At 59.8% G+C, this 11,869-nt stretch carries 9 protein-coding genes; 5 read left to right on the top strand and 4 right to left on the bottom strand.

The genetic code is table 11. From position 1 onward, the window contains the following. Both ACHWRX_RS05530 and ACHWRX_RS05525 read right to left on the bottom strand, forming a co-directional pair. Positions 1-659, bottom strand: a 659-nt coding sequence (locus tag ACHWRX_RS05530; RefSeq protein WP_394658395.1) for an AAA family ATPase, incomplete at its 3' end; no start/stop codon positions are given. A 193-nt stretch (positions 660-852) separates the two neighbouring features. Continuing rightward, positions 853-1,935 carry a replication initiation protein gene (locus ACHWRX_RS05525; protein WP_394658396.1) on the bottom strand — a complete coding sequence of 361 codons (1,083 nt, stop codon included), beginning with the start codon at positions 1,933-1,935 and terminating at the stop codon, positions 853-855. A gap of 958 nt (positions 1,936-2,893) precedes the next feature. Here ACHWRX_RS05525 and ACHWRX_RS05520 point away from each other — a divergent pair. Beyond that, the gene (locus ACHWRX_RS05520) at positions 2,894-5,686 is read left to right on the top strand and encodes a PAS domain-containing protein (RefSeq protein WP_394658394.1); all 2,793 of its coding nucleotides are present in this window, start codon (positions 2,894-2,896) and stop codon (positions 5,684-5,686) included. Between the two features lie 99 nt (positions 5,687-5,785). On the opposite strand, the gene ACHWRX_RS05515 is transcribed toward ACHWRX_RS05520, so the two are convergent. Next, positions 5,786-6,760, bottom strand: coding sequence for a helix-turn-helix domain-containing protein (locus ACHWRX_RS05515; RefSeq protein WP_082668078.1), 975 nt, complete (start codon positions 6,758-6,760; stop codon positions 5,786-5,788). A 223-nt stretch (positions 6,761-6,983) separates the two neighbouring features. On the opposite strand from ACHWRX_RS05515, the gene ACHWRX_RS05510 reads away from it, so the two are divergent. Further along, entirely contained in the window at positions 6,984-7,817 is an 834-nt protein-coding gene (locus ACHWRX_RS05510; RefSeq protein WP_394658393.1) for an SDR family NAD(P)-dependent oxidoreductase, read from the top strand. 67 nt (positions 7,818-7,884) lie between these two features. Here the strand turns inward: ACHWRX_RS05510 and ACHWRX_RS05505 are convergent, their stop codons facing one another. Continuing rightward, positions 7,885-8,544, bottom strand: a complete 660-nt coding sequence (locus tag ACHWRX_RS05505; protein ID WP_394658392.1) for a nitroreductase/quinone reductase family protein — start codon at positions 8,542-8,544, stop codon at positions 7,885-7,887. A gap of 43 nt (positions 8,545-8,587) precedes the next feature. On the opposite strand from ACHWRX_RS05505, the gene ACHWRX_RS05500 reads away from it, so the two are divergent. The 3 genes from ACHWRX_RS05500 to ACHWRX_RS05490 form a co-directional block, all read left to right on the top strand. Continuing rightward, positions 8,588-9,604 carry a phytanoyl-CoA dioxygenase family protein gene (locus ACHWRX_RS05500; RefSeq protein WP_394658391.1) on the top strand — a complete coding sequence of 339 codons (1,017 nt, stop codon included), beginning with the start codon at positions 8,588-8,590 and terminating at the stop codon, positions 9,602-9,604. 84 nt (positions 9,605-9,688) lie between these two features. Then, a complete protein-coding gene (locus ACHWRX_RS05495) occupies positions 9,689-10,897 on the top strand; it encodes a cytochrome P450 (RefSeq protein ID WP_394658390.1) in 1,209 nt (402 codons plus the stop codon). Positions 10,898-11,042: 145 nt separating this feature from the next. Continuing rightward, positions 11,043-11,869: SDR family NAD(P)-dependent oxidoreductase (locus ACHWRX_RS05490; protein WP_394658389.1), on the top strand; the 827-nt coding region annotated here is incomplete at its 3' end.

Genomic DNA, 11,869 nt, shown 5'->3' with positions numbered 1-11,869 from the left:
GCCTGCCCACGGGCCATGCGCGCTGCGATCTCGTACTCGGATTGAAACAGTCGCAAATTTGCAGGTATCAATTCCAACCCATCGAAGTGGGTCTTGCGTAAGGCATAATCTAACGACTCGATGTCATCATGTCGCAAGAACGGATAGAGAGTGTCGTCTTCAGTAAGGTCAAGATCGGGGACGTAACCGAACAGGGTCGTGGCTGAGGCCTGGCTATCACAATCGATGAGCGCGACCCGGTATCCCCTAATCGCGAGATACTGCGCCAAGTGCACGGACAGAGTCGACTTGCCGACGCCACCTTTGAAATTCTGAACGGCAATCACGCTGCATGGATCGGTGCCTGTCCGCCATGGACGGGTGCCAAACAAGCCACGCATGTCGTTCAACTGCGCGAGAGTATATCCAACACGTCGATTGTTTTGGGTCCGGGGAGGCTGCGGCAGGCGACCATCTTTTTCGGCTTCGCGGATCGCTGCGGGGGTGCGGCCAACAAGCTCTGCCGCTTTTCCAATAGGAAACGTCGGCTCACGCCTCTCATCCGCCCGCGCGCTACGTGCAGAATCGCGCAAACGTTGCAGAACGGAGCTAGTCCTCTGCGCAAGTGCCGCCACCGACAGCGTATCTGTCGCACCATCAATATCGATAGATGAAGCCACGACGCCCTCCTTGCTAAACCTGCGATGGCATAGCCTTGTTTGCACTTTATCGTCAACTATGGCGTCAGATTTGCAAATCATCCCGTGGTCTGATCAGGAGACACGGAGATAGGGGGGCGTTTTCGTCCAAATACCGACAGCCACCTGACCCATTGGGGGCACGGAATCAAAAATTGCACCGGTGCAATTTTGCCTACGGACGGCCTCTCCTGGCGAGAAAGCTTTCGCAAAAACCGGTCCAGGACGCGATCAGTTTTGCCCCGCTGAGCCGCGTCAATCTTTCGCCCATGTGTCCGCGATATGCGTCTGCGATCACATCGATGTCCCACCCCCCACCGACAGTCCGGGCGATCTCCGCCAAGCGTTCGGCACCAAACCGAATCGTTCCAGCGGGAAAAAGGTCTTCGCCAGATGTGGTCGTTTCGGAGCGTCGCTGAAGTTGTGCAGATGGTTCCACCGGCACGACAATGGCCTCTGTCGTCCCTTCTCGCCTGGGGCGGCGGCCCACGGAATGTCGGTCAAGCTCTTCAACCGTTGCGAGTTGCTCCGGGGCATCCTTAGGCTCGAAGCGGAATTCGACCTCGGCAACCGTTCGCCCCTGTCGAATTTCGCGCCACTCAACTCGAAAGTGGGCGAGCTGATCGATCTCAGCCTTGGCCTTTTCGAGCACCTTGCGCCGCAACTGAGCGAAGTCTTTATAGACCACAGGCGATATGCCCAGCAAAGCGCGCAGCGCCGTCATATCTCCGCGCCAACCGGATTGGCGCCGGTGCAGCCGAAGTGCCCCGATCTCGTAAAGCTTTAGAGCGTACGCAGAACGAAAACCGAGAACCGCCTGCCGATTGAGGACAGCGTATGTCTCGGATTCCTGGATCAGCTTTCGCGCTTCGGGGGTAAATTCCCACTCGATCCAACCGGCGTCAGCACCCTCCTCATCCTCTGCCTCTTCGCGTGAAGATGAGATCAGCGAGAACCGTAAGGTCGCCTTTTTGCCGCGCCACGATTTGTCATCGACGGCGAAAAGTGTACGGTGGAGCTCTTCCAGCATCTCCGAAATACGCTCATTGCCTTTATGGCCCCGCCGAATATCGGCCTTGCGCATTCTGTGCGGCCTATCCTCCCAGGCGTCGCCACCCGCAGTCAAAATCATCAGCGCCAATAGCCGCGAGGCGGTCAGGCTGAGGGACTGGCCTTTAATGAATTTAACTTCGACGATGCTACCGGGCTTTGCGAACTCCTCCCCGCCCTTCGCCTTGAGGGCAGCCGCGACTTTCATCGCCCGCCCGGGCGATGGATCGTTTCCAGCAAGCGAAGACTTAGTGGTGTCGGCCATGGAACTCTTGCTGCTCGCGCAAGGGGTAAAATCCGCGCGTCACTGCGACCTGTGGTGCCTGACCTGTCCTTCTTCGTCAAGTCAGGGCAGGATAAACGCAAACATTGCCCCCAACTGGTCAGGTTTGATCGGCAGACGTTTTCTACGCGACTCTTGGAATTGCCGCGAGTCGCTGCTTCTTACCCATGACCTGCCCAAAACCACCTGGCTTTGTGGAGAGACTGTCAAAATACCCGCGCAAATCGGCGAATCGGATGACATTCCCGGTAATACCCCCAACCGGCCAGGATTGCCCCGATGGGACAGGAGAGAGCCCCCAAGTGGTCAGTCTTCGGCCCCCATCGGGACAGGCCATACCCCCCACGCGGTCAGGTGAACTGACGTATCCTACTGCTATATAGAGTTTTTTCGACGCTGAATCAGAATCCTTTAGAATCATGAATCCCCCGCTGCGAGCAGCGGCGTGATATAAATCGATTACAGAAGGAAAAATGATTGGCGCCCGCGCCAGATCATCGATCGTCGCTCAGCTTCTTGACTCGGTTGGAAGGCCGCTTCAACTCGGATCATGGCTAGCCGAACCCCCACCACGATCGCACTCCCTTCTGATCTCGAGATTTTTGTCGAGACCAGTGTCGCCGCCGGCTATTATCCCGATGCCGATCATATGATGAGAGCAGGGCTTACTGCTTTGAAAAGAGAGCGTGGCCAACCGGATGCTTCTGTTGTCGCCCAATGGCCAATCGCGGGCGGCGAGTGTGGTGATCTGATCCGCAATCACGACTGGAGCAAAACGAGGCTCGGCGCGCCACACCAATGGTTACCAGAGTTGCGGACCACGATTTCAAACCTCGTCAACTCGCCGGTCGCCAAAGTTCTCATGTGGGGTGACGACCACGTCATGTTTTACAACGACGCATACCGCGAGATCGCGGGCGATCGTCATCCCGCAGCCCTTGGCACGCCGGTAGCTGAGGCGTTTCCGGAAGTATGGGAGTTCAACAGGCCGGTCCTGGAAAATACGCTAGCGGGTGCGACGCTGTCGTATGCCGACCAACCGATCACGTTCCATCGGCCGACCGGGCCCGAAACGATGATGCTGGGGCTCTATTATACGCCTGTCTACAACGGTGATGGTAAGCCTGCCGGAGTGCTGTGTACCATCATCGACAACAGCGCGCGGATCGCGGCGGAACGCAGTCTGGCCGCCAGTGAGGCGGAGCTTCGGCGGATTACCGACGCGGTCCCGATGCTGGTGGCTTATGCCGACCGTGATCACGTCTACCGCTTCGCCAACGCCAACTATCAGACGTGGTTCGGCATCGCACCAGAGGCCATGATTGGGCGGCACATCCGTGAGATCATGGGCGAGGACTTTTATCACTCCCGGCGGAGCGACCTGGACGCCGCGTTGATGGGAAGCACAGTTATCGGCGAAACGATCGTGCCACATCGTGATCTAGGACCGCGACCGCTGGAATTTCGATACGTGCCGCATGTTGATGCCTCGGGCCAAGTGCTGGGCGTGTATATCCTCGGGATCGACATCGCTGAGCGTTCGACGCGCGAGGCGGAAGTCCGCGTCAGCAACGCACGCTTCCGTGCGGCGATGGACGCGGTACACGGCGTGTTATGGACGAACAACGCGGATGGCCGCATGGTCGGGGAACAGCCTGGCTGGTCGGCGCTGACAGGGCAGGGGCGCGCCGAATATGAAGGCTATGGCTGGTCCTCTGCCGTCCATCCCGATGACGCGGCGGCTACCGTGATCGCCTGGAACAAAGCCGTCACAACGCGCACCATGTTCGTCCATGAGCACCGTGTGCGTCGTCACGATGGTGAATGGCGCACCTTCGCGATCCGCGGCCTGCCGATCCTGAATGACGCGGGCGAAATTACCGAATGGGTGGGCGTCCATACCGACATCACCGAGCAACGGATGGCCGAAGCGGCACTGCGTGAGCATGCCGCTAGCCTGGCTCGGCAAGTCCGGCATCGCGAACGGGCCGAGGACCAATTGCGCCAATTGAACGAAACCTTGGAAAGCCGCGTGATCGACGAGATCGCGGAACGCCGCCATGCTGAGGCAAAGCTGGCCCAGTCCCAGAAGATGGAAACCGTGGGCAAACTGACCGGCGGCGTGGCGCACGATTTCAACAATCTTCTGCAAGTGATCGGCGGCAATCTCCAACTCCTTTCCAAGGATATTGCAGGTAATCCGCGAGCCGAAACGCGGGTTAGCAACGCCATGGCCGGTGTCTCGCGGGGGGCGAAGCTGGCGGCCCAGCTTCTCGCGTTCGGACGCCGCCAAGCCTTGGAGCCCAAGGTCGTCAACGTCACCCGGTTCGTACAAGGCATGGACGACATGCTGCGCCGCGCGATCGGCGAAGGGATCGAAGTGGAGACGATCTTTTCGGGTGGACTGTGGAATACGTTCATCGATCCGGTGCAGATCGAGAACGCGCTGCTCAACCTGGCGATCAACGCGCGTGACGCCATGGATGGCCAGGGCAAGCTGACGATCGAACTCGCCAATGCGCATCTGGATGACGATTATGCGCGCGCCCACGATGAGGTGAAGGCCGGGCAATACGTGATGCTGGCCGTGAGCGATACAGGCTCTGGCATGTCGGCCGATATCATCGCCAAAGTGTTTGAGCCGTTCTTTTCGACCAAGGCCGAAGGGAAGGGGTCGGGCCTAGGGTTGTCCATGGTCTACGGCTTCGTCAAGCAATCGGGCGGGCACGTGAAGATCTATTCGGAAGAAGGGGAGGGCACCACCATTCGCCTCTACCTGCCGCGCGCGACCGAGGCGGAAGATATCGAAGTGACCACATATTCTGGACCGATCGAGGGCGGCACGGAGACGGTGCTCGTGGTGGAGGACGACGAGGACGTGCGCGCCACCGTGGTCGAGACATTGTCGGAGTTGGGTTATCGCGTGCTCAAGGCACCCGAGGCGACAAGCGCCTTGGCGGTGATCGAGAGTGGCATCCCCATCGACATCCTCTTCACCGATGTCGTCATGCCAGGCCCGCTAAAAAGCCCGGAGCTCGCTCGCAAGGCTCGCGAACGGCTGCCCAACCTGGCCGTGCTGTTCACCAGCGGCTATACCGAGAATTCGATCGTCCATGGCGGAAAGCTGGATAAGGGCGTCGAGCTTCTGTCCAAACCCTACACGCGCGACGCTCTGGCGCGAAAGTTTCGCCATGTGCTGGCGAACGAGCTTCAACGCCAGCAGGGCCAGGGCGCAGTACCGTCAGTGGCACAGATCCCTGCCGCAACGCCGGTCACCCCGCCTGTTTCAGTCATGTCCCGCACGGCGTTGCTGGTGGAGGACGATGCGCTGATCCGCGTTAACACCAGTGAGATGCTGCAAGAAGCCGGCTTTATCGTGGTAGAAGCCGCAAGCGCGGAAGAGGCGCTGGCCGCGTTGCAGACAGCGCCCGTGGATGTGCTGGTGACTGACCTCAATCTCCCGGGCGCATCGGGCCAGGATCTGGCCGTGACGGCCCGCGCGCTACGGCCAGAAACGCTGATCGTATTCGCAACTGGTGATCCCGGCGCGGTGGCGGGTGACACGGACTGCGTGGTTCTGCCCAAGCCGTACGATGCCGATGCCTTGGCTGCGGCCATTCGTGCTCGCTTGGTCAGGCCCGAACAGACGGTGATGTCCGAAGCGTCCGAGAGGTGATGGTAGCGATTGTCGCTGTCGATTGATCGAGGCGGCGGACGCCGCAGATCAGCGGCGGTTATCACCTCGGACGTAGGGCTTCAGGCTGTTGATGAGGGATCAAAGCCCCTTTTCGGTCTGAACGTTCGCGCGCCATTCGCGCGCTGACTGGCCGGTTGCTTTCTTGAACATCATTCGAAAAAGCCGCGAGTCCGAATAGCCGACATTGATGGCGATATCGTCGATCTTGCGATTGGTGCGCTCCAGCATCGTCTTGGCGGAGAACAGGCGCAGGTCCTGAACGTAGGCCTTGGGTGATACATGAAAGGCTTTTCGAAATTGCCGCGTGAACGCAGATGGACTGATCGATAATCGTTCGGCCACCATCTGGATCGCCATGTTGGACGCAAACGTCTGTTCGAGCAGCAATTTGGCGCGCTCCATTTGCGGCGTCGCGCTTTCGTGCTGTTCGTCTTCAGGCAATCCGTAGAGAGCGGAAAGATACCGCCCGATCCCGTGAGTCAATGCACGTTGTAACCCTCGCATCACGGCTGCCGCATCGTGCGCCGCGCCTGGAGACAGAATGATATCGCCGCGATCGGCCAGATCTGTCGGCTGGGACAATCGCAAACGAGGATCGATCTTGCGCGCCTTGATCTGCAGGGGCACCGAAAGGGGCAGCGCCATGTCTTGCGTAAGGCCCGATCCCGCCAATAGCAGCATTGCCGCGCCGCTGGCCGCGATCGTGGCGCCAAGCGCGTGCTGCTTTCGCAGCCAGGGATGAAGCGTCGCGGCCTGGCTCATCCCTGCAGTGAACTGCTGGTCATTTTCTGCCAGAAACGCGGGAAGCCATATGAAGCTGTAAGCCCGCTCATCTGTCACAGCGCCATCGACGCTGAACAATGTTCGGTCAGCCAGGCGCACTGGCCTTCCATCCACGGAGAGCGTGAAGAATTCTGAGTCCATTCCCTGCTTGTCGGTGGCGGCGAAGGTTTGACGAACCTGCTCTTGAAGACAGATCCTGCCGTCCTGCCACACGCCGACCCCTGCAAGGGAAGCGCCTGGCAGCACGAGAAGGGCGAGTTTGTTGGCCATACTGTTTTATCCGGTGTCTGCCCGGATTTATCCTGCCCACGGCAGGCGCTCAAGGCCTAAGGTCAATGTCCGGAACGGTCAGCATGCAGGACCTGCCGGTTATAGAGGAGAGGGATTTGAGCATAACCGTTGTCACCGGTTCGCGTCTCGATGCGGATGATATTGTTCGCATTGTCGAGGGTGTGAATTGCATGCCGATGGCGTCAAAGTTGGTAGCTCACCAATGATCCCGGCCGCGCATCCCGGCGCGGCGGGAACGAACCTGATCGGCCGCGTGGCGATAGTCACTGGCGGCGGCTCCGCGGAAGGGGGCATCGGGCGCTCGATCGCCTTGACCCTGGCAAGTGCCGGGGCGGCGATAGCAGTGGTTGATCTCGATATATCCCGCGCAGAAGAGGTCCGGGCCGTGATCGAGGCGGCCGGGGGCAGGGCGGTCGCCATCGCTGGCGACGTCGCCGATGCTGAGCGCTGCGCGGCAATGGTCGGTGAAGCGACGGTGGCGCTGGGGCGGCTGGACATCCTGGTCAACAATGTGGGCTTGAGCGCAACGGCCACCTCGCTAACCGATCTGGATGTGGCCGCGCTGAGCCGCGTGTTCGCCATCAACTTTCAAAGTGCCGTGGCCATGACAGCCGCCGCTCTCCAGCACTTCACGTCAGCAGGGAAGGGGGCCATCGTCAACATCGCCTCGATCGCGGGGATGCAGGCTTATGGCAATATCGCTTATGGCCCCTCGAAAGCCGCGCTGATCACCTTCACGCGCGAAACCGCCGTCATGCATGGGCGCGATGGCGTGCGTGCCAACGTGATCGCGCCCGGGCATATCCAGACCCCGCATATCGCGGGCATGATGGATGCCGACCTGCGTCGAGCCCGCAAGGACATTGGGCCACTGGGCGTGGAGGGCGATGCCTGGGACATCGCGCAAGCGGTGCTGTTCCTCGCCAGCGATGCCGCCCGGTTCGTGACAGGGGTGCTGTTGCCGGTGGACGGTGGCGTCAGCATGGTGGGGCCGATGGCGGCGCATGATCTGATCGAGCGCGGTAATCCGGCTTGAGGGGCGTTACCCGTCAGTAGCCGGACACCGACCTGCCCTGCACGACGAAGGCGCCGGGGGGCTGGCGTCACTCCCTGAAGACGGGAATTTCCTCCAGCGGGTTGAGCAGCACGATGGGAATGTCGCGTTTTGAAACCTGGCGATATTGGGCAAACAGCGGGTTGCCCTTTATCACCCACGTCCAGGCTTCTTCCTTTTCACCGCCGGTCGGCTCTCGCCAAGTGGCGGCAAAGGCTTGCGTCGCGATCTGAAATGCGACTGGGCTACCTGCCTGGATATTAAGATACCACTGCGGATGATCGTCCGCACCGCCCTTGGACGCGACTATCGCGATTTCAGGGCCGAACTGCGTGTACCCCAGACCATTGATCATCGTCTTGCCTGATTTTCGCCCGACGTTGCGCAGCAGCAGCATCGGCTCATAGCGATAGCCACCCAAAAAACTCATATCCATGATGTGGCCGCGTGCGCCGCCGGAGGAAAGATAGCTCTCACGGTGGTCCGTGACCCATTGTGTCATGCGCGCGGTCGTATCGTCGTCGTAGGTCGATGGCATCGTGCCTGGCCCCCTACTGAATGAGTCGCCGCAAATGGTATCAGGTTTTGCGGCACCGCCCATCCGGTCATGGCGCGGCTTCGCCAACCTCTGCAAATATAATCCGGTTTTTGTTCGAACGTAGCCGGTATCAATCTGTCGAACGGGGGCACAATGGCTATCGTAACGCACGAACCATGTGCGTCTTCAGATTTCGGGATGAGGATAAAAGATCATGGCCACGCTGGCTCCGGAACGTATCACGTCCACTTCCGCCGATACGCCGGCGATGCCGCAGTTCAATGTGTCGAACCATCTGCTGGGTGATCGCGCGGCGTTGGATGTGGCCTGGGATCGCGATGGATACTGGTTCTTCCGCGACGTTCTGGACAAGGATGCGATCGGACGGGTGCGGGCGGTATTCCTTGAAGTGCTGAATGACCTCGGCGTGGTCGAGCCGGGCCGATCCGACGTGGCGATCTATAACGGCGTGCCGCTTGACGATTACCCCATCCGCATGGGAGCTGATCCGGATCTCGACCCGCTGCTTGCCCGCTATCCGGCAGATGATTTTATCGCGAATCCCAAGATCAGGTCGTTCTTCGAAGAGTTGCTGGGTGACGAAGTGGTATGGGTGCCAAACACCGAATTCCACGCCGTGCCCCCGGGCGGATCGGATCAGCCAAGCCGCTTCAACTTCGTCCACGCCGATGGCGCGAACAACAAGGGTCTGGCGCTGCGCGTGTGCTGGATCCCGATTGCGCCGATCGACGAGGCGACCGGGGGGCTCGCCGTCACCGAGGGTCTGCACAAGCCGCGCCTGGGTGACTTTCGCCGCCCCCCGCGGGGCATCAACTTGAACGACGTGCCATCCGAAAGCTGGCGTCGCGCCGAGTACGAACCTGGCGATCTACTGATGTTCAGCTTGGAATCACCGCATAGCGGCTTGGCCAATCGCTCGGACCGATACTTCCGTTTGTCGATGGATATTCGGTGCACGCGCAAGTCTGATGGCGTGCCTGTATTGGGCACTCTGCTCGCTGCTGACGCCAACGCGATCGAAATTGAAGATGAGCAGGGCGAGCGACATGTGTTTCGTATCGACGAACTGACTTTTTTCCGGATTTATCGTGGACGAGACACCGGTATGCCGGTGCCGCTGGATGAGATTGCGACATTGGCTCCTATCGGAAAACCGGTATTCGTCGCACATCAAAACGGTATCGCCACGTTTGTGAGGCCACAGCACTAGGCGGACACGCGCGTCCGTCAACATTGCGTTTGGAATGGTGGGCGGTCATATCGTAGAAAACAAAAATGTTGGAGAGTTGAAGTCGTGAACGTTCAAACGGCGATCAAGCCCAGCCACATACCTGAAGAACTGGTCTTTGATTTCGACCTCTACAATCCAAACGGGATGGTTGACGGCTATACTGATGACGTCCACGCACTGTGGAAAGGCATTCAGGACAGCCATCCGGATGTCTTCTGGACCCCGCGCTACGGCGGCCATTGGGTAGTAACTCGTTACAACGAGATTGCTGCGCTTTGCACCGATGCGGCGCGTTTTTCTAATACAGAGCCCTTCGTCCCGATCGGGATTATCCCCCATACTGGTCCGTCTCAACTGGACCCGCCAGATCATGCGCCGTTTCGCAAGCTCGTTTCCAAGGCCTTTACCCCCGCCGCTTTGAACGGCGCCAGCATCCGGGCTCGCGCCGCTGCGGTTGATATCCTTGACAAGCTAAGGGCGCGTGGCGAATGCAATTTCATGCATGACTTCGCCAGCGTCATGCCAATCGTGACGTTCCTCAACCTTTTAGGCATGCCCGAAAGCGAAGCGCCTTACCTCGCCAATTTGGCCGAGCGGATGGTCCCGGGCCAACCGGGGGCTGAGGAAGCACAAGCGGAAACGCACGCGTACATCGCCGATCTCATCAAGGATCGTCAGAAAAATCCGGGTGATGATTTCGTCAGCATGTTGGTGCAGGCGCAAGTCACGGATCGCGATCTGACACCGACGGAGCGGCATAATGTCGTGCAGTTGGTGGTCACCGGCGGCCTGGACACGGTGATAAACACCACAAGTTTCGCTACCGTGCACTTTGCCAGGCATCCCGAGCTACAAGCCCAGTTGCGGGCCCAACCAGAACTGATCGACGGCGCCGTAGAGGAGATCACGCGCCGTTTCGGAACCAGCAACCTCGCCCGGCTCGTGCACCATGATCTGGACCTGGGCGGCGTTTCCATCCGCCAGGGTGATCAGATTCTGGGCATCTTCCCTCTGGCTGGACTGGACGAACGGGTAAATCCTGATCCAATGACCTTCGACCCCGCGCGCCGCAATCGCCGGCACATGAACTTTGGCAGCGGGCTGCACACCTGCCTGGGTGCGCGCCTCGCCCGGCGGGAAATCAAGATATACCTGGAAGAATTCGTGCTCGGCATGCCGGAATTCCGGATCAAATCGGGCACGGCACCACGTATGTCATCGGGCATCATCAACACCATGCGTGATCTTTATCTGGAATGGGATCCGGCCTGACCGTTGCGCTCACGCAGGCCGTCGTTTTGTGCCAGACATCAGATGACAGATGGAAGGCGGCCTACGCGCTGTGCGGCTTCCGGTAGGTTTCCACCTGTGACACAACCTCCTGCAACCAGGTGATCTGATTGCTAGGAGAGTGTGCGTGGATCGTCATTTTGAAGGCCGTGTCGTTGCGATCACTGGTTCCGGGCGTGGTATAGGTCGAGAGACCGCGCTGTTGTTCGCCCGACAGGGCGCCAAGGTCGTCGTCAATGATCTGGGTGGCGCACCGATAGGCGGCGGGGCCGATCAGTCCATCGCCCAAGCCGTAGTGGACGAGATCAAGGCGATGGGCGGCGAAGCCGTCGCAGAAACTTCGAACATGAGCACCATGGAGGGTGGCCGCAATCTTGTAGGTGCCGCGCTGGACAGCTTCGGCCGCCTCGACTTTCTGATCAACAACGCCGGCATCATCCGGCCGGCACCCCTTCTCGAAATGACCGAGGAGGATTTTGACATCGTGATCGCGGTCAACCTGAAAGGCTACTTTGCCACGATCAAGGCCGGCCTTGAGCATATCATCAAAAGCCGCGGCGCGATCGTGAATTACTCGTCGCCCTCGGGCTGGGGCCACTGGGGCATGACAAACTACAGCGCCGCAAAGGAAGGCGTCACCGGCCTCACGCGATCCCTGGCGCGGGAAGTGGGTGAATATGGCGTCCGCGTGAATGCGGTGCGCCCGATTGCCGCGGGTTCGACAATGGACATACCCGCCATCCGCCGCACCTTGGATGAAAGCGCCCGCCTCGATGTTCCGCTCAATTCGATGCAACGACTGCCTTGGAACAACGTGATGCCGGAACTGCGCAATCCTGCCGCCGTGGCGGCCTGGCTTTGCACCGATCACGCGAGCGTCTTTTCTGGTCGCGAATTCTACATCGCCGGCTCGCAGGTTGCGATCGTGGCCGATCCCGAACTGACCCGTGATCA

This window comes from uncultured Novosphingobium sp., from assembly GCF_964277725.1.
Lineage (GTDB): Bacteria > Pseudomonadota > Alphaproteobacteria > Sphingomonadales > Sphingomonadaceae > Novosphingobium > Novosphingobium fluoreni.
The sequence above is the reverse complement of the archived record's forward strand: the minus strand, read 5'-3'. Positions and strand labels throughout refer to the sequence as shown.

Bases quoted from the DNA above. Each gene is read 5' to 3' on its own strand.
- ACHWRX_RS05525 (WP_394658396.1), bottom strand. From the start codon at position 1,935: ATGAAAGTCGCGGCTGCCCTCAAGGCGAAGGGCGGGGAGGAGTTCGCA.
- ACHWRX_RS05520 (WP_394658394.1), top strand. From the start codon at position 2,894: ATGTTTTACAACGACGCATACCGCGAGATCGCGGGCGATCGTCATCCC.
- ACHWRX_RS05515 (WP_082668078.1), bottom strand. From the start codon at position 6,760: ATGGCCAACAAACTCGCCCTTCTCGTGCTGCCAGGCGCTTCCCTTGCA.
- ACHWRX_RS05510 (WP_394658393.1), top strand. From the start codon at position 6,984: ATGATCCCGGCCGCGCATCCCGGCGCGGCGGGAACGAACCTGATCGGC.
- ACHWRX_RS05500 (WP_394658391.1), top strand. From the start codon at position 8,588: ATGGCCACGCTGGCTCCGGAACGTATCACGTCCACTTCCGCCGATACG.